Origin of the sequence: Lewinella cohaerens DSM 23179 (assembly GCF_000379805.1) — a bacterium.
Taxonomy (GTDB): Bacteria; Bacteroidota; Bacteroidia; order Chitinophagales; family Saprospiraceae; genus Lewinella; species Lewinella cohaerens.
In genome coordinates, this window is the sequence record NZ_KB903538.1 from 111,846 (window position 1) to 131,341 (window position 19,496).

Consider the following 19,496-nt stretch of genomic DNA (forward strand, 5'->3'; position numbering starts at 1 on the left):
GTTTCTTCTTGATTCCGCTTGTGTGTTTTTGAGATGTGTCTCAGCCGTAGTAGACTAAACATGAGTCATCCCGAATTTTGGCTAAGGCCAAAATCCAGCCTGACTTTAACTTAAAAAGAGTGATTTGTCCGACTTCTTATACGCCCCCCCATGATTTCACTAGTAGAAATCATGGGGGTTCGTCTTTAACGACAGGCTTTGCAGTTGGTCAGCACGGATTTTGATGACAATCAAAATTCGGGATGACTCATGTTCACTTATAATCTCTTCTATTTTCTTATATGGTTCAAAAAGATCATTCATTTCCCGGTGTGACCACCTCTACCCAATAACCGGAACTGCTGGCGAAAATATCATTGTCATACATCGCGCCACAAGTACTGGCAGGTAAATAGAATCGCCCACTATAGGTAGCGCTGAGATAGACCCGGAAGGTCTTACTCTCATTTGTTCCCAAGTTAAAGAAGGTGTTTACGCGATCATCACGAAAATCTCGATAATTGTAGCCAGATTCAGGGTTCGTATTGATTTCCTCAAAACGGGTGTTGGTGATTTCCCAGCCCGCAGGGAATACCTGCTCCAAGGCCAGCTGACGATAGCCATAATTGAGCGAATTAGGGTGCGAAACCGTCACTTCTGCGATAAAATCAGTGCCTTGCTCCATGCGCGACACATCAAGTACTCTTCCAGCAGCGTCTCGGTAAACAATATTAATCCGGAGCTGCCTACTGATGGGCTGCTCTTCTTCTGGCAGGGGTTGTCCTTGACGGACAATGCTACCAAAAAGTTTCTGCGTACTGGTGTTTTTTACCAAAATAGGGTTAGCACGATCCTTCAGGTTGATTTGAATATAAGGATGATCAGCACCTACGTCTACTGCATTGGCAGCTCCTTGTTTCATGGTGAAAGTGTACGTCTTGCTCAATTCATCATTTTCACCAATGTATTTACTAAACGACAACAGACAATAGGCGACTTCCTGTGTACTTAGCCACCTCTGAGAGTTCATCTGCTTAGCAATCTGTTGGGCAACTAAGTCCGCAGAAGATTGGTCTTCTAATAAAATCAACGTTTCCAAAATCATCGCTTGGTCACGTAATCCCGAACCGTAGGTAAAGTCCATTTCCCGGTAATTCGAAACCTCGGTATTAAGGGTGCGAACAAGGTCTTGGGCGGCACTCCCCTGCCCTGCCAGCGCATACGCAGCAGCTAAGCGCCAGCGGCTCGTGCCACTCAGGGCATTGCGTTCTCGCAGGCGATTCATCGCTCCCAGTTCAGGTTTTCCGGCCAGGGCCAAGGTGTACAAACGATAGGCTTGATCCAGTTCATAGCTCCTTCGGCTTACGAGGCCGAAGTCAGCTATTCGGCCATCCCATGCGCGAGCAGCACCCTGCTGATAATCTTGCCAATCTTGTAATATCCCCGAAGGAATCGTGTAACCTGCTGCTTGGGCTGCTAAAAGAAAATGCCCGACATAAGAGGTCGCCCAAGAGGATATTTCTCCGCGATTTGGCCAATAGGAAAACGCGCCATCACTTCTTTGAAACTGCCTTAACCTATCGAGTGCAACCCCAATATTTGTACGAACCTTATCGCGCTGCTCATCATCAAGCTCCATAAAAGTAGCCAAATGCAATTGAGGGAAAGCTGCCGATGTCGTTTGCTCAAGACAACCGTAGGGATAGCGTAGTAAATATTTCAACCTACGCTCAAGGTCCAATGGCGGCAGATTGGTCATCTCTAAAGTGCCGCTGCGGGTTCCTGCCGAACCAAAGGGCACATAATCCAGTGTTGTTTCTTCTCCTTTTGCCAATACAAATGGTGTTGCCAGGCTTTGCATTGGGTTGGGATTGCGGATATCAATCTCTATCTCTTGGGTTGTACGTTCTCCGCCGCCTTCCGCAATGACGGTGAATTTTGCTATGCCCGTTCCATTACCGACACTGATCGGGAAGCGCACCAGTTGATCACCGGTTGTAGAGAAGTTTACTTGCTTACTTGTGGTTGCAATATTCACCAATCCAGAGCTTTCTTCCAGGCGAACTTTTACATTGCCAAGCTTTTCTTTCATGGCAAATACATTGACGGGAAGTTCCAACTGCTCGCCAATGCCGAGTACACGCGGCAAGGTCGCCAGCACCATTAATGGTTTGCGAACAGGCACTGATTTTTCAGCGGAGCCATAAGCATGCGGTTTCGCTGCGACCACCATTGCTCTTACCGCTCCTACGTAATTGGGCATTCTCAAGCGATGTTTGACTTTCTGCCCCTTGCCTAGCTCAAATGGCCCCAAATGCAGGACAACCGGATCAAAGCGATTGGCGCGATCTTCTTTTTTACCACCTTCCAGGTCACCATCACCACCAATAGTCAAAACATGATTAAGCTCGACATTCGTTCTGGATAAAACGTAGCGGTACAAGTCCCAGGTTTTTACCCCCAAAGCCTCACGCGCAAAGAACGTCTCGTGTGGGTTTGGGGTTTTAAAGTTGGTAAGACTCAATAGTCCTTCATCAACGACGGCCAGCGTATAGGTCATCGCTTGCCCCTTGGTTTCAGAAACCTCTACCGTAAAAAATTCTTCCGGCTTCAACTCTTCTGCCATCAATATCTTAGGCTCCAATATCGTTGCTGGGTCTTCAACCTTGATGGGGATAACCCCGTAGGCGCGCATCGGCAAGTCATTCGCATCCTGGTCGTAAGGTTGTAGAACAGTGAGGAAAGCATAGACCGTAGGCGCCATATCTGCTGTGGCCTTGAAGGAAACAACATTGTCGCCGGCCTGGGTATCCAACCAGCGTTCTTCGATCACGCCTTCTCCGTTTTCTAAACTCAGCAAGGCCCTGCCAGCACTGCCTGCGGGGAAGGTCACACTTACTTCATCACCTACCTCGTAGGCGGTTTTGTCGGTTCGGAAGGTAAGCATACTTGCTTCTTCAGAGAAGGTATCTTCATTGTACCAAGGCGAACCAGCGTACACATAACCGGCAGCACAATGCCCACTTTCGTCATCACATACCCGGATAAGGTAGCGGCCCCAATCGTCTACTTTCACTTTCCAATTAGCCTTGCCACTAGCATCCGTGGTGACTGTCTCAGAGGAAAGGCTCCGCAAATTCCGGTCACGGGCATAGCGTGCGCCACGGGCATCCTCATCATCCCACCACCATCGCCATTCTACTCGAAACAACTCTGTCGTCAGCTTGCGGCCAGCAGCAACTTTACCTTGGTAATTGACACTTGCTAGTTGGATGGTTGCATCTTCGCCAATCAGCACCCGGGGGCTGCCATAGCGATCTTCTGGCATTCTTAAACCTGCATAATAGTCGAATGGAAAGACCTCAAAAGAACGGCTTTCAGTGCTAAAGTTGCCTCCTTGCTCGTAAACGCGCGTTCGCAGTCGCATTCGCAGTGGTCCGGCAGCAGTATTAGCATTAGGCATGCGCACTTCTACCTTTGCTTTTCCTTTATCATCCAGCGGCGCATCAAAAACAACCTGGTTTTGCGAAAGCAAATTGCCTTGACTACGATCATAAAAACCATAATCAGGAAATGCTTCAAAGCCACTTCTGTCCAATTGGAAAGAAGCCTCCACATTTGCTTTTAAATTGGCAGCAGGAGCACCATGTAACCAGGCAGCCTCCAGGTTCATTCGAGAAACACCTGATGACATCCTGATGGGGTCTTCGGCGCCAGTTAGCGCTACTTTTATCCGATTAGGCTTGATCGTCTCAATCCTCAGGTTTTTGCGAAACACGGCATCACCAGCAGAAATAGATGCCTGCCAAACTCCAGTAACATCATCTGGCGATGTACGGAAAAACACCGGGTAAATTTCGCCTTCAGGCACAATGCCTTCTCGCTTTTCGACCATTTGGCCTTGGGCATCACGCAGTTCAAAAGTTACAGGATAAGCAGGGGGAAGAAGGCCTTTTTCATCTTCCAAAACGAAATTTAAAAAGACAGAGTCACCGGGGCGCCACACCCCTCTTTCTGCATAGAGGTAACCTTTGAGCCCTTCTTGCAGCACAGTACCTCCTACATCAAAACGACTGGTAGATAGCGCGCTTCCGTCATCAAGACGAACATACGCTTGATCGGCTGTGGTTTCAGCGACAGCAAAAAAGGCATCTTCAGATAATTCTTTAGCGCCCAGCCCCTTGGCATCGGTTGTCAAAGAACCTAACAGTTGCTGCTGATAGTCATAGAAATGAACAGTTGCCTCAGCTACAGGCCCTGCCGTTTGCAGATTAGTAACGGCAACGGAATAAGATTGATTCTGCCCTTCTTTAACGATGAGTCCCAAGTTAGAGGTCATCACATTACGGACGATAAACCGATCAGAATTATAGTAAGCAGGATAACATGGATCATCACGCTGGTCCCAACGATATTCCTGATAATAACCTTCCAGACCGTACCAGTTATTCAGTATACTGGCATCATTATTTCGATTGTACCGCTCTTGAAAGGTGAAATTTTGGTTGGAACAATTATAGCGACTCTGATCACGCCGAAAACCAATGCGTACTTGATAAAAAGACTTGGCATCCATTTCAAAAAACTGGCGTAAATCCAGTGCATAACGCTCCCATTGCGCCTGGTTGCCTGTGGGTTTAAGGTTCTTGAGCGCGACTTCCTGCCGTAGGATGACTTTACCCACTTTGTTCAGGTCGTATTGACCATCCAGGTTGTTATCCTGAAGGAATTGTAAAATATTGCTGCTGTGTATTTTGAAAATTTCTACCTCAACGGCATTTAAGCCGATGGCTTCGAATGGGAAAACCAATTTTGCGGAAGCAGGAAGAATATTTCCTTGTCCAACTAATCGCACCTGTGGTTCTGTGGCGGTGAAAGTCACCTCCCAAACGCTGCTTCTGGGCATTGTTTCCCTATAGCGATTTTGGATACCCGTATAAACGCTAAGCTGTTGGTTGCCAGCAAGGGGCTCATTCAGGTAAAGGGTGAGGACGTGCCCTTTGGCTACGTAACGGAATTCATTCGTACTATTGCTAATGTTTACCAAGCCACTAAAATCCTGGTCTTCCTTGATAGGATCGGAAAAATGAATGTCAACCTTGGCTTCACCTCCTCCATAAGGAACCGCTTTAGTTACCTTAAAGTCGCCGATTTTTGGCACCTCCACCTTCTCATTTCCTTTCTGCATTGCATTAATCGCAGCACCGTTCCAATTGAGGGTTATTTCACTCGTTGAGTTACCTCTTTTTACACCAGGTGCTGTGAAATAATGAACGGTCCCTTCTGCATTATGGGACCAAACAAGATTAAGTGCCTGGTTACTTTGAGCGACACTAAGTAGTTCAGGAACCTCTTCATCGGCAACGTAATCCGATGTAAGAATCTGCCCTTTTAGCACCTGAGATTCTCGAACAGAGGGGTCTGGTGTCGTAAGTCCATCCAATTCCAGGGAAACGAAAGGGTCGCGGGTTTTTACAGAAAATTCGAACTCCCTGGCCTCATCTGGTACATTATCAAAAAGATCTTCTAAAGCAACAGTTACGATATAGGCGGTAGCAAATTCCATTGCCGGTGCAGGATCAAAACGGAGGGTTTGCCGATCGACCCAAGTCCATTTTCCTGCTGCCGAAGGAGACATTTCCACAAGCCCCCTTGCAGCTTCTGTCCCTACCTCTTCTTCTGTGATAACGATGCCCGCAAACTGTATCTTTAAAGGGGCGATCCGTGACACTACGCCATTGGAATAAGCATACACATAAGCCTTGGCACTTTCTGGCATGGGCTTGGCCGTCTTATTACTTGAACAAGAGTGCCCTATTATTAGTAGTATTGAAAAAAACAAGAGGAGTACACGATTCATAGGGGTAGGTATTAATACGTTTTCAGGAATAATTCTAACAAGTCATAAAAATAACGTTAATTAGCACAAGCTCTTTAATCAAACTATTAAAAGACTAAAATATTTAACATGCCCCGCCAAATTGCGCTTTTCCCCCTTCAGATTGTGGTCTTCCCCGGTGAGGCTGTCAACCTTCACATCTTTGAAGAGCGTTACCGCAAACTAATTAAAGATTGCGAAGAGGATGGTATCACCTTTGGCATTCCCACTTACCAAAACGGCTCGATAAAAGAATTTGGCACAGAAGTAAGGTTACTGAATATTGAGAAGGTTTACCCCGGCGGAGAGATGGATGTCAAAACGGAAGCTTTAGGCATTTTTAGAATCAAAGATTTTTATCCAACGCTGGAAAACAAGCCCTATGCGGGTGGATTGGTCAATGATTACGAGATCGACCTGAATGAAGCCCCTCATCTCAACGAACAAATTCTTGCTTATGCTAAAAGGCTCTTTGCTGCAATGAAAATCAAGCGTCTCCTTCCTGAAGATGCCAGTAATTTTACAACTTACGATATTGCTCATTTTGTAGGCTTCGACCCCGAGCAAGAGTATCAGTTCCTAACGACCTTCAATGCCGCTAGTCGCCAGCAGCTCATTATTGAGCAGATCAGTCGCATCCTACCGATTGTAAAAGAGATGGAGAATTTGCGGGATAGGGCCAAGATGAATGGCCACTTCAAGAATTTGATTCCGCCAGAAATTTAAAACACCACACAAGTACCGGGTGGTTTTGGACCCTCGATAAAACATGGTTAGAGCCGCTGTTGTGGTTCAGTAATCCCCTTGTCTCGTAATGAGAATATCAACCGAAGTTGATACTGAGGCCCGCCTTAGTCACACGCAAAGTCAAACTCTAATTTAATAAGTGTAGAGCCAAAACGCTTGTGGGTACCTGCGTGGTTTGTTTTGCTGAAAGGTACATGATGTCTCTTTCGTATGCAAGAAGAATAACGGATATTAGTAGGAAAAGTTTTGATGGAGGTGGATTAAGTGGTTTAGCTTGGATCGGAATCGTATCCGCTTGTGCGAAAAGCATAACATCACTAGCTAGCGAAAAACACAGCAGCAATAAGACTCGAATCATCATCATTTTTGGTAACAGCATAAGTTCATTACTATCTTTTACCATTAGATGTCTTATAGTCTATTTTGGGTGTAAAAACGAGATGTTGTCTTCTAAACTATAGTATCGTATTCTACTGGTCGGAAGACCAGCGATATATAACATGTTAGTTCGGAAACGAACATGCGCTATGGTTTAGGAAACGTATAAAAACTGATGTTTTCACTTCTCTAGAACTTGCACCCGCCACAAAATGAAGAGGAACCACTAATTTGAGGTAATCAAAATCCAAGTACCTCGTACCGCTACTCTTTACTCCTCGGCTTAAGTCCTAACCTCAAGCTCACTACATGTGAAAAAGTATTCTGGTCATCTCCCAAATCGGTGTAAGCATAATCAACGAGAAGGCTACCCAACTGGAGGCCTATGCCCATGCTGGGGCGCATCGTGAGGGTTTCTTCGTTGCCGAAGTCAAGCTCACGCTGAAACTGATTGATACCGGCACGTAGGAAGAGGAATTTGCGATAAGCCATCTCTAAGCCCAGGCTAGGGTCAATACTGATAGGGTCGGCAGAAATGAGGGTATTACGTTGACCATCGGTGGTGAAGATCAGGTTCATTTCAGAAAGCAGACTTACTTTTTCATTGATCTCAAAAGTACGGGCACCGCCCATGATGAGTTGTGGTCGTGTGATCTCTACAGAGTTGATAGGAACTTCGTTATTGGTCAGTTCCAAGATGTCCTTTTCCTGGTCCGTAAAGGAAAAGCTCCAGGCGTTGAAGGTGGTGGTGATGTCCTTGGCAAGAACGGCCCAAACCCACTTGTCGCGTACGACCTGCACGCCCAAATCGGCACCAAAGCCCCAAGAAGTGGCAAAGGGGCCAATTCTACGATGCACCACTTTTACAGAACCACCAAAACGGATAGGCCCTTTGGGTTTGTTGATCTCTTTGGCGTAAGAGCCCACAAACGCATAATCAGCAGAGGAGAAATCAGTGATATTATCGAAATTGATAGAACCGTCGCTTTCGTAAAGAGAAAGCGTGTTAGGGATATTATCAATACCAAAGCGTACCAAGCTAAAAGCGAGGCGATTGCCCGATTGGGTCGTTGGTAACGTAAAGGCCAGGTAATCGAATTTGCCTACGCCACCAAACCACTCAGAGTGCATCGCCCCCAACTGGAGGCCATCATCCGGCGTGAGGGCTGCTAGGCCTGCAGGGTTCCATACCCCGGCATAGACATCATTGGTACTCGCAACAACGGAATTGCCCATAGCCTGCGCCCTTGCCCCGACTCCAATCGACAAAAATTCATTGGAATACTTTTGAGCTTGTAGCTCTGTAAAAAACAAGGTGCTCGTTAGAATCAGGCACAGGTAAATATATCTCATAGTCGTAATTTTCGATGCTTTCCTCAAGGAAACGTAAAAGTGGAGGTTTTACCCTTCCGAGAAGGCAAATTTAACAGCCTCCGTCGAGGAAATGACAAAAGGAGAGGAAAAAATTCAGGTTAACTATCAAGAGTATCTATGAAAGTATAATTCGCGCAGAGACGCGGAGACGCAGAGGTTTTCTTTTGATTGCCCCAAATGGGCACTTGCCCAAGGATTATTGACGCACACCTCCAAGACTAACCAACTACAACCCTGTTGCCGCAAATGCTAAGCTCATTTGCCGAAGATATTGAGTTGGGTTCAACATCGCGTCGTCCTGGCTCGTCGCATATTCCATTACCGAAAATACCTTTTTTATATTCAATGCTTCATGAGCGCTTGGGGGTAATACGTTCATACCCACAAAAAGGTAAAGCGGCTTTTGATGAGCTGCACATAATTTGGCGACACCATCGATGACCTTTCCTTGCAGCGATTGTTCGTCTAGTTTGCCCTCTCCGCTAATGACGATGTCTGCGGCGGCTATCTTTTCCGGCAGTTTGGTCAGGGTACTTAATGCCGCGAAGCCGCCTTTAATTTCGCCGCCCAATAGACCAACAATTCCAGCGGCTGTTGCTCCTGCGGCTCCCCCACCCTGCAAGCTATCCAATACTATTCCGAATTGATCGCTAATTAGTGCGCATAAATGTTTAGCACCAGCATCTAAATCCTCAATTTGTTGTGCTGTTCCTCCCTTTTGCCGGGCATAAACATAAGCAGCACCATTTTCTCCGTAAGGGGGATTGTTAACGTCGCAAAGGACATGAAACTTCGTCTTCTGATATGTTGCTGAAGGAGGAATAATCTTGGCTATTTTGATCAAATTTTCACCGATAGGTGCTAAAGCCTCTCCTTCTTCATCCTCTAATATTCCGCCAAGGGCAGTAATGACACCAAGACCAAAATCATTGGTAGCACTACCTCCCAGCAGTAAATAAATGTCTGTTACCCCTTGATTTATAGCGTGCTTCACCATCAAGCCTGTACCAAAGGTTGAAGTAAGCATTGGGTCGCGTTCTTCTTCCTTTAGTAACACCAAGCCACTTGCACTGGCCAATTCTATAAACGCCTGCTTTTGATTGTGGAGATAGCTCGCTTTAATGGGCCTCCCTAATGGATCGACCGTAGCTACCTCCATTTCATTAAGCCCTAGTGCTTTGACAAGTACCTCTAAAGAACCATCTCCCCCATCCGCCATAGGGTGAACCTCAATTTCTAACCCAGGAGCTATGGAAGACAAGCTGGCAGCTATGGTCTCACAAACAGCGCGAGCGGTTAGTGACCCTTTGAATTTATCAGGCGCAAGGAGTATTTTCATGACACGATTTTCATGGTTTGATGGTTTGATGGTTTGATGGTTTGTTTAGCTGAAGAAGCTTGGGAATTTGATGCTAAAGACAATAATTGCAACAAAGAACAAGAGTAATATGCCGATTTTACGCCAAGGTAGTTCTTCCATACTCCAATCAGTTGTAGCTGTTTCTTCTCCTTTCCCTGGCAATAAATAGCTGAATAACAATGCACTTCCTAAGGTAACGACTGCCCCTACTGCATTCCACCAGAACCAAAAGATAGAGGGCACAAACAGCCATAGATAAACATTGACAGCAACGCCTAGCAAAAGACCAATGTTAGCTGCTTTACCGTGGATTTTCTTGATGCCTACTGCTGCAACAAACGTGGCAAGAATAGGGCCGTAGAAAAGAGAGCCTACTTTGTTAATCGCTTCAATTACCGTCTCTGCAATATCCCCTGTGAAAAAGGCGAAGCCGATACAAAGAACACCCCAGAAGAGCACGGTATACTTTGAGTAACGCATATATTCCTTGTCACTGAGCTCTTTCTTCGAAGCAAAAAAGTCTTCCACGGAAGCCGCACTTAATGAGTTGACCGCAGAGCTTAAAGAAGACATCGCCGCTGAGAAGATAGCAACCATCAAGATTCCGATCACCCCATGCGGAAGGAAATCTCTGATGAAGACAGGAATCATTAAATCAGGCTTATTACTCGGTATTTCCTGGGCAAATTCAGGATTGAGCACCACCAATGTTCCTATTACTAAACCCATAATACAATAGACAAGCGTGATAGGGAATCGCAAAAGGCCATTCCATAACAGAGTCTTCTTGAGCGTGGGAAGGTTTGGCGCAGAGAACAATCGCTGCACCTGGCTTTGGTCTGTTCCGTAATAAGAAGCATACAAGAAAAAACCGCCAAGAAGCATTGGCCAGAAGCCAAATTCTTCTCCTTTCTGGAAACCTAACTTGTCAAAGTTCACAACTTCCAGGCGAGCTGGGTCTACTTGCTGTAAAAAGGCATCCCATCCACCTACGGCCTGTAAACCAAAAAACAGACAAATCACCATTCCCGCAAATAAAATCACCATCTGAATGACATCGCCATAAACAACGGCCTTCATCCCTCCTTGTAGTGAATAGATCAAGGTGACAATACCAATAAGCAGAATTGTCATCCACATGGGAATAGCCATCACACTGGTAAGAATAAGCGCAATGGCATAAATCATGACACTGGTACCAAAAGCTCGACTGATCTGAAACACCCCGCTCAATAACAGCCGAGTAGACCTGCCGAACCGTTTTTCCAAATAGGCATAAACACTAACTACACCAGAGGTATACAAAGTCGGAATGAGAAACACCATAAGAAATATCATCGCCAGGGGAACCGCAAATTCATACGTAAGCCAGGTCATCCCGCCGCCTTCTTTCAAGCCCACAAAAGCCGGTGCCGAAACAAAACTAATGGCTGACAACTGGGTTGCAAGCGTACTGATCGATAGGGACAACCAGCCAAATTGCTTTCCTCCAAGGAAGTAATCTTTACTATTCTGGTTGTTGCGAAACATCCGCCCAAGCAACAGTAAACCTACAAGGTAAATGGCAATGATTACTAAGTCTAATGTATTCATGGTATTTCTAATTAGGTGAAAATAAGTTTAAACCTGCCTGAGCAAGAGAAGGTTATCCGTCTTCGTGTAGTAAATCCAGCACACAAGCGGAAGTCCAGGAAAACTGACCACCGCCATATCCTTTATCAAGTTGAACAGCTACAGATTTCTGTGCTTCGAAGTATTCGTAAAAACCCAGCTTGTCAACCAATTCTAGGAAATCTCCCCGTACGATCTTGGCAGTATCCATAAAACCATAGGCTTTAAGTCCACCGTAAATCAACCAATTCATCTGTGGCCAAATTGGCCCACGCCAGTAGCGCTTAGAGTCAAACAAAGGGTCATCCACATCGAAACTAGGACACAGGTAGTAGCCTCTGTTATGCAAGTCATTCAAGTAGTCATTAAGCTTATTGGCTTGATCCTTTGTCGCGATTTCCGCAGATAGTGCTGTCAGGCCGCCAATTTCCTTGTATTCAATTTGAGCCTCTTTACGAAGATCATAGCAAGTAAAAGTGGCCAGCTTTTCATTCCATAGCTTCTCTCTAAAGCTTTTAACAGACTGTGCTTGCCATTCCTTCAACTCTCCTGTGTCTAGACCCAATCGCTCCCCTATTCGAATGAGGCTTTGATTGGATTGAATGAGAATAGCATTGGTAAGCGTATCCTGAAGAAGCACTGGGCTTTCTTCAAAAATACCTTCGCCATCATATTGGTGTTTTTTTCCCAATTCGAGCATGTATACGAAACGGTCGTACTGGTCGCTGGTGGGTCTTTCTTTTTTGTCTGCAAGCTTTGTATCCTGGCGGGTATAAGCAGGCAAGGTCGATTTGTCGATCTGAATACGAGCATTTGACTCATCCCAAAGCGGGCTGTTGTCGCGGCCTGTTTCCCAGGGGTGATACAAGAAAGCGAGGCCTTCTCTTTCCGGATCGCGATAAGTATAGAAGAACCGATGAGAATGAACCACTTTTGGGAAAATAGCTTTCACGAAAGCTAGTAATGCTGCGTCATCAGGAAATTTAGACAATAGGTTTTCCAAAATGAAGCCATGCACCGGAGGTTGGGTAATCCCTGATGTTTTAGGCTTTTGTGGTGCTCCAGCGTTAACGGTGGTATTCCAAAAATCATGATTGGGAAAATAGCTGGTCTCTGTTTCGCTATGAAAGATGATATGAGGAATCATCCCATTCTCCCATTGCCCCGATAATAGCGAATTCAACTCACGAATCGCCCATTTTGGCTCGAAATACGCATGCCCTAAACAGGTGAAACCTGAATCCCAGTTCCACTGAAAAGGATAGAGCTTGTTGGTAGGAACTGTAAAACCGTCGCGCCAGTTCAACCTCAGTATTTGTTCCGCTTCTTGAGCTAGAGCTTGATAAGACATCCTAATAATAGTTTACAAAAAACGTGATCAAACAAACCATTTTTCAAAATAAAATTTTTACCAATACAACTTCAGTACACTTGAGTACTGAAATAAAACAATATGCAAAATTATATTAGCCAACCAGCTTCTGTAAACAGTCAACTATCTTCTTTTGACACTATTCTATACTTTTTGCGCAAATATTCCTACCAAGTCGGTATTATTGTATCTATGAAACCAGGGTATGAAAAAATCATTGAACCAGCAGAGCAGTCCTTTACCGCAAGGATGGTGAATAGAAATAGCCGCCCCTTGCTAAGCCAAGCTTGGCACTTTCACCCTGAAATAGAAATTTGCTATACCCTAAAAAGTAATGGAAGAAGATTTGTTGGTAATCAGATCGACGACTACCAGAAGGGAGACCTTGTACTACTGGGTTCTAACCTGCCACATGGATTCACTACCGACCATCAATGCAGTCAGATTGTCTTGCAGATGATGCCTAACTTCATGGGCGATGCCTTTTTTCTAAAACCAGAGTTAAGACATATTCATGCTCTCTTCGAACGAGCCAAGCAAGGGATTGCTTTTTCTGACAAAGTAAAACCTAAAGCCTTACGCCTAATGCGGAAAATTTTAGCGAAGAAAGGCTTATCCAAATTCTTGCACCTCTTAGAACTGCTACAATTATTGGCAGCATGTCAGCAATATGAAGCAATCTGCTCTGAAACCTATGCTTTGGAGTTCAATGAAACTCAGCTGGGGAGAATAAAAATTGTTTACGACCATATTATGCAAAACTACACGAAGGTGGTAAATATCAAGGAAGTAGCTGATAAATTAAACATCTCGGAAGCGGCATTCTATAAGTTAATCAAGAAACAAACACAAAAAACTTATACTCAGATGATTAATGAGTTTAGGATAAACTATGCCGGCAGGCTATTAATGGATACAGATAAGTCGGTTGGGGAAATATGTCACGAATGTGGTTTCAACAACGTGTCCTATTTCAATCGAAAGTTCAAACAGTTGATGCAACGGACACCAGAGAATTTTCGACAGCAATACACCAGTACACTCCGCTAATCATCTTGTTCCGCCTTCAAATCTCTGTTGACGGCAATGGCTGCATTCAATTCAAACCCGATCAATAGAATCAAAGAATTGAGCTGTATCCACAGCATAATAATGATAAATGTTCCAATCGATCCATAGAACTTGTGGTAGGAATCGTAGCGGTTGAATTCATCAATATAGAAGGAAAAGGCCAGCGAAGACAAAATGCACAGCACCGTAGCCAAAGTTGTTCCCGGAGAAAAAACAGCCATTCGACGATGGGTTGCAGAACCATAACGATACAAAACAGCAATCCCGAAATAGAAAACCATCAAGATCGAAAGCCAACGCAGTAAACCAATGGCAAACTCACCAACCTGCGTAAGATGTACAACTTCACTGATCCAGGTAATAAAAAGACTACCCAAAATAATGAAAATAACAGAAAATATCACCAAAAAGCTAACCAATCCGGTCAACATGATAGCAACAGCCCGCTTGCGAAGGCCTCCACGCTGTTTGAAGGTATCGCGGTAGGATTTCTCAAAACTCCGCATCATGGCCAGCATCCCATTGGAAGAAAAATAGATGGCTAAGACGAAACCAAAAGACAATAACCCAATTCGAGGCGTATCGGTGATTTCATGAATAAAATCAAACACGAGGCTTCCTGCTTGCCCCGGCATAACCCGGGTAATCTCTTGTTCAAGCACATGGTTAAAGTTGGCCAACTCTGGAACAACCCCAGATAGGAAATCCAACAAAAAAGGTACCAACGTAAAAAGAGTTAATAGAGAAGGGAAAAGCGAGAGAAAAAAACTGTAGGCAATACTGTTTGCTCGGGTAAACAGATCAAATCGGCGGATTTCATTGAATACAAAAACCACTACATCATAAATCGGCACACGAAAAAAACCTGGTAACGAAGTCCTTTTCGACCAATCCAAAACTTGTTTGACGATTGGCAAATTGTAAACCCAATCTTGTATCTCCTTAGGAGTAGGCCACTTAAACTTCTTCAAAGTAAGGCTTCAGTTTTTCCAACAAATAGGATGGTGTTTCAATCGACTTATTGGTCTTGGCATCAATAAAGCAGAGCTTTACCGAACCACCATTCACCAATTTACCCTTTTCATTAAACAACTCCATGTAAAAGGTGATGGTTTTCTGCGGAAGATGCCGCAAAGTCGACCGAATGGTGATTAATTCATCATAAAGCGCCGGCCGGACGTAGCGACACTGCAAGGTCATTACAGGCATCAACACATTGTGCTCCTCCTCCATGGCTCGGTAACTCAAACCCAAAGACCGGATCATCTCCGCTCTGCCTATTTCGTAATATTGGGCATAATTCCCGTAGTAGAGGTACCCCATCTGATCGGTTTCACCGTAGCGTACGCGCTTAGTACATTCGTGTGTTAGCATTTGACAAAACTAGCACTTTGTCTACACTTTTTTGTATTTCAGACGTATTGAATTGCCAATAACGACCACATCAGAGAAGGCCATAAACAAAGCGCCCCACATCGGATTGAGGAACCCCATTGCCGCAATAGGAATGGCTACAATGTTGTAAGCAAAGGCCCAGAAGAGGTTTTGCCGGATCGTTTCTACCGTTTTCTCAGCGATCCCAAATGCCTCTGGTAGTACATCAATACGCCCTTTCAGCAAGACAACCTTGGCCGACTGAATAGCCACCTGAGAAGCGCTGCTCAAGGATATTCCCAGGTCAGCTTGTGCAAGCGCAGGCGCATCATTGATCCCATCGCCTACCATTGCAGTGGGGTGCTTTTCACTGATCTTTTTAATGATTGATAATTTTTCAGCAGGAAGCTTTTCAGCGTGATACTCTTTTACGCCAATTTTCTCAGCCAGCATTTGGGTTTTATCCGCTCTATCTCCGCTGAGAATAAAAGAATTCCGCCCTTGCCCTTCAAGAGCCTGAATGGCTTCGCTTACTCCTTTTTTCAAATCATCACCTAGCTTAAATACCGCGAGAACGTCTTTTTCCCTAAGCAAAAAAATATCCCCGTCACAGTCTGCATCGTTCTCCAAGAGGCGCTTCGAGCCGAGCCGATAACGGATGCCCGTTTCATCGACGGCGGTCATGCCGATACCTCTTTCTTCTTCTACCCTTAGTTCCGACAAGGCTTCCGCTCGGGGCATCCCCTCTAGTGCCTCCCGCAAGGAAACGGCAATGGGGTGGCTTGAATATTGCTCCATTGCCCAAACCAGGCTGTTGGCTTTTTTCATTTCTCCGGTTGGATATTCAGCTTTTTCTACCCGAAACTTCCCGGTCGTCAAAGTGCCTGTTTTGTCAAAGACAATATTCTTGATGGTCGCCAATTGCTCTACGGTACGGCCACCCTTAATCAACACCCCTAGTTTTGCTAATCGCCCTACACCTACCATCACAGCGGTAGGCGTTGCGAGGCCCATTGCGCATGGACAGGAAATAACGAGTACCGCAATGGCATTGAGCAAGGCCTGGGTTGCGGTAAGCCCAAAGGCAAAATGCCCAAGTAGAAAAGTGAGCAGAGAAATACCAACGACTGCAGGAACAAATATTGCACTGATTTTATCCGCTAATTGCTGAATAGGGGGCTTATCCTGCTGAGCAGTTTTCACCAACTCTACCATTTGCTCCAGCACCGTATTTTTTCCGCTGGCAGTTACCTTCATTTGTAGGTTTCCCTTGAGGAGAAGACTGCCGCCAATCAATTCAGCAGACAATTCCTTTGCCGCAGGCATACTTTCACCTGTGAGCATACTCTCGTCTACAAGGCCTTCTCCTTGAACGAGCGTTCCATCTGCGGGAATACGATCCCCCTCGTTGATCTGAAGGAGCATTCCGATCTTTAATTCTTTCTGAGGTATTTCTACCAGCTGACCAGAAGGGAGAATTTTTCGCGCCGAGGTGGCTTGCAACTGTGTGAGTTCACCGATAGCAGTTGTTGTTTGGGCCACTGCTCGTTTCTCCAACCAATTGCCCAACAGTACCAAGGTTATGATCGTAGCAACCGTTTCAAAAAAGTAATAATCAGGGTTTTGCAAAACAAGCCCAAACACACTATAGACAAAAGCTGCGGTACTGCCCAAAAAGATCAATACATCCATATTGGGCACTCCGCCGCGTAAGCTACTCAATGCACTACCACCAAAGTGTACCACGCCAATAATGAAAGGAGGAAGCGTAAGGCCAAGCTGTACCCAAGGGTTCATCAACCAGGCGGGTGCCCATCCCACCATCATTAACAAATGCCCCAATAATAACGGTAGCGTAAACAAAGCGCTAACGAGTAACTTCTTGTCAAAGGTCCAAAAAACAGGCTCTGGCTCTTCTTCTAAAACAGTGTAGCCTAGTTTTTCAATCCCCGACTTGATTTTATCAAGACCTAAGTCTCCACCCCCAGAAGCAAAACGGACTTCTTTGGTTTGGAAGTTTACAAAAACGTCTTCCAGGCCTTTGCGTTCAAGGTAACGGGAGATGCTCATGGCGCAATTATTGCAGTCCATGCCATCTACTTTAAGTTCTATTAATTCTTTTCCCATGGTATATTGGTGAACATCTTTAAATTAGCGGTAGTTTTATAAGGAAGTGCCCTTTGCTGCAAAGATGTGGCGAAAAAGCATGCAACTCAATTTCATAAATCAATTATAATATGAGAACATTCATTCTTTTAGCCTTTTTAGCCATTTTTTCCGTAGCCTGTGGTGGTGGAACGGAAACAACAGATTCTACGACCGAAGAAATGGAAGCACCTGCTGTCGTTGAAACGAAAGTTACAATCAGCCCTATGCCGGCTTCTCCAGATTTTCCGGATGCTGCAATCAAAACAATGGATTATAATAATGGCAATCAATTTGTCTTTACTATAGATGGTGGTAAAGATGGTTATGAACTAGGCGCACAAACCAATGATGCCGAGCAAAAAATGTGCGCGAACTCCGCAAAAGGGCAACACATTCATTTAATTCTTGACAATGAGCCCTATGTTGCTAAGTACGAAGCTCAGTTTGACTACACTATTTCGGAAGGAGAGCATTATGTCTTAGCCTTCCTCAGTCGTTCTTATCACGAAAGCATAAAACATGCTGAAGCTTCCAGAGTAACAAAAACAACCATCGACAAAACGGGCAAAACAACGTCCTGGGAGCCCGTTACCGAGCCTATGCTGTTTTACAGCCGCCCTAAAGGCACATACACCGGAAAGGATACCGAAAACTTGATGCTCGACTTTTACCTGGCCAACGTTACCCTTGGTGACGACTATAAGGTTAAAGCAGAAGTTGCTGGAGAAACGTTCATGATCGACACCTGGCAGCCTTACTTCCTCAAAGGAATGCCTATGGGCGAGCATACCGTAACATTGACCTTGGTAGATGCGGAAGGTAAAACCGTTGATACACCACTAAATCCTGTGAGTCGTACTATTACGCTGGCAGAAGATAAAGCGGAAGAATAGATTGACTGCGTTTCTGGCTTTTAGTTTTTTAAGAAAAAAACTAAAAGCCAGAAACCGCTTACTTGATGACTTCCCGATGCGTGCCTGCGATTTCCATCACCAAGTCGTCACCATACGCACCAGCAGGCGTTTGGAACCCAGGATAAGCTTCGTCATTAAGCACCTTTCTGGTAATAATTAAGCTACTGTGCGCGGTGAGCGTATAGCCTTCAGGGCCAATAAATCGTGCAGAAAGCGTATCGCCATTCTCGGCAGTAATCTGCCCCCAAACCAGGCTTCTTCCTTCTTCTCTTTCTTTGTCATTAGGACCGGCAGGCCCTGCTTTTACTCTTCGGCGAGCTATATTTCGCACCCAGGACAATCGCAGAAACCAAGCAATATAGGGCAGCCATTTAGTAGAGCGATGGGTTGCCGGAGAAACCTTTGTGTAGGTAATGATATTCGGTATTCCAGTCGTATAATAAGCAGTACTTACATCACCCCATGGAATAGACATCGCCAAGCGGGTGTAGTCCTCCCAAAAAGGGATTTTTTTGGCAACATGACCTACTGGAACTTCTATAATTCGGCCTTGTTGTCTCATTTTCCCGCTACTACCCAGGCCTTCAATCATGGTGTTGGCCGTTCCTCTGGATACACTCCCCCCCTGCATCGTGAAGGCCAGTTCCAGTTGTTCTGCTTCTGGCATTTTTTCTGCCAAAAATTTCGCCATACAATCCGTTGGCACCACATCAAAACCGACGCCGGGCATCAACATTATTTCATTTTGCTCCGCAGCAGGGCCATAACGGTGGGCCAACTCGAAAACATCAATTTCACCCGTAATGTCCAGATAGTGTGTTTTTGTCTCAAGGCAAGCTTCAATCATCGGCACTGCCGTATGGATAAATGGCCCAGCAACATGCAACACAACCGATACTTTCTGAAGCGCATGAATTAACGAATGAGTGTCTTCCAGATCAAAGGCCAGGTAATCATAGCCTGTGTTATTGGCCATCTCTTGAAGCTTGCCTTCGTTACGGCCCGCAAGAATGGGGCGCAACTTATATTGTTCTGCGTACTTCACTATTAATTGCCCGGTATACCCATAGGCGCCATAAAGTAAAAACGTATTGTCATCCATATGTGAAAGTCCTGTTATTGTACTAAGGGGTCGGCGAATAATAAGTTCCCTATTTCAGGCTAGCGATTTTGGTGCAGAGCACCGTTCTATCTATAGCAAATAATATTGTCTCATAAAAAAGGTGCAGCGCACCGTGCTATATTTCCTAACCTTTAATAAAACCATTGAAGCTAGATAATCCTGCTGAA

At 45.2% G+C, this 19,496-nt stretch carries 12 protein-coding genes; 3 read left to right on the forward strand and 9 right to left on the reverse strand.

The genetic code is table 11. From position 1 onward, the window contains the following. Positions 1-295: 295 nt before the first annotated feature. Positions 296-5,839, reverse strand: a complete 5,544-nt coding sequence (locus A3EU_RS29860) for an alpha-2-macroglobulin family protein (protein WP_083937327.1) — start codon at positions 5,837-5,839, stop codon at positions 296-298. 108 nt (positions 5,840-5,947) lie between these two features. Between A3EU_RS29860 and A3EU_RS0108680 the strand changes: the two genes are divergently transcribed. Next, positions 5,948-6,583 (forward strand): LON peptidase substrate-binding domain-containing protein, encoded by a 636-nt coding sequence (locus A3EU_RS0108680; RefSeq protein ID WP_020535754.1) that lies wholly within the window; start codon positions 5,948-5,950, stop codon positions 6,581-6,583. A gap of 663 nt (positions 6,584-7,246) precedes the next feature. On the opposite strand, the gene A3EU_RS0108690 is transcribed toward A3EU_RS0108680, so the two are convergent. The 4 genes from A3EU_RS0108690 to A3EU_RS0108705 form a co-directional block, all read right to left on the reverse strand. Beyond that, a complete protein-coding gene (locus A3EU_RS0108690; RefSeq protein WP_020535756.1) occupies positions 7,247-8,335 on the reverse strand; it encodes a putative type IX sorting system protein PorV2 in 1,089 nt (362 codons plus the stop codon). Positions 8,336-8,582: 247 nt separating this feature from the next. Continuing rightward, a complete protein-coding gene (locus A3EU_RS0108695) occupies positions 8,583-9,695 on the reverse strand; it encodes a glycerate kinase (protein WP_020535757.1) in 1,113 nt (370 codons plus the stop codon). A gap of 45 nt (positions 9,696-9,740) precedes the next feature. Further along, positions 9,741-11,309 carry a sodium:solute symporter family protein gene (locus tag A3EU_RS0108700; RefSeq protein ID WP_020535758.1) on the reverse strand — a complete coding sequence of 523 codons (1,569 nt, stop codon included), beginning with the start codon at positions 11,307-11,309 and terminating at the stop codon, positions 9,741-9,743. Positions 11,310-11,361: 52 nt separating this feature from the next. Then, positions 11,362-12,678: an MGH1-like glycoside hydrolase domain-containing protein gene (locus A3EU_RS0108705; RefSeq protein WP_020535759.1), complete on the reverse strand. Its 1,317-nt coding sequence runs from the start codon at positions 12,676-12,678 to the stop codon at positions 11,362-11,364. A gap of 102 nt (positions 12,679-12,780) precedes the next feature. Between A3EU_RS0108705 and A3EU_RS0108710 the strand changes: the two genes are divergently transcribed. After that, on the forward strand, positions 12,781-13,749 hold the full coding sequence (locus A3EU_RS0108710) for an AraC family transcriptional regulator (protein ID WP_020535760.1): 969 nt from the start codon (positions 12,781-12,783) through the stop codon (positions 13,747-13,749). On the opposite strand, the gene A3EU_RS0108715 is transcribed toward A3EU_RS0108710, so the two are convergent. The 3 genes from A3EU_RS0108715 to A3EU_RS0108725 are packed head-to-tail and all read right to left on the reverse strand — an operon-like array spanning position 13,746 to position 17,271. Then, entirely contained in the window at positions 13,746-14,741 is a 996-nt protein-coding gene (locus tag A3EU_RS0108715; protein WP_020535761.1) for a YihY/virulence factor BrkB family protein, read from the reverse strand. The two genes, A3EU_RS0108710 and A3EU_RS0108715, sit on opposite strands and share 4 nt — an antisense overlap. Further along, a complete protein-coding gene (locus A3EU_RS0108720) occupies positions 14,728-15,144 on the reverse strand; it encodes an acyl-CoA thioesterase (RefSeq protein ID WP_020535762.1) in 417 nt (138 codons plus the stop codon). The genes A3EU_RS0108715 and A3EU_RS0108720 overlap by 14 nt, the downstream gene beginning before the upstream one ends. A gap of 21 nt (positions 15,145-15,165) precedes the next feature. Next, the gene (locus A3EU_RS0108725) at positions 15,166-17,271 is read right to left on the reverse strand and encodes a heavy metal translocating P-type ATPase (protein ID WP_020535763.1); all 2,106 of its coding nucleotides are present in this window, start codon (positions 17,269-17,271) and stop codon (positions 15,166-15,168) included. A gap of 110 nt (positions 17,272-17,381) precedes the next feature. Between A3EU_RS0108725 and A3EU_RS0108730 the strand changes: the two genes are divergently transcribed. Continuing rightward, positions 17,382-18,185, forward strand: a complete 804-nt coding sequence (locus A3EU_RS0108730) for a hypothetical protein (protein ID WP_020535764.1) — start codon at positions 17,382-17,384, stop codon at positions 18,183-18,185. A 58-nt stretch (positions 18,186-18,243) separates the two neighbouring features. On the opposite strand, the gene A3EU_RS0108735 is transcribed toward A3EU_RS0108730, so the two are convergent. Further along, positions 18,244-19,308, reverse strand: a complete 1,065-nt coding sequence (locus tag A3EU_RS0108735; RefSeq protein WP_020535765.1) for a saccharopine dehydrogenase family protein — start codon at positions 19,306-19,308, stop codon at positions 18,244-18,246. Between the last annotated feature and the right edge of the window lie 188 nt (positions 19,309-19,496).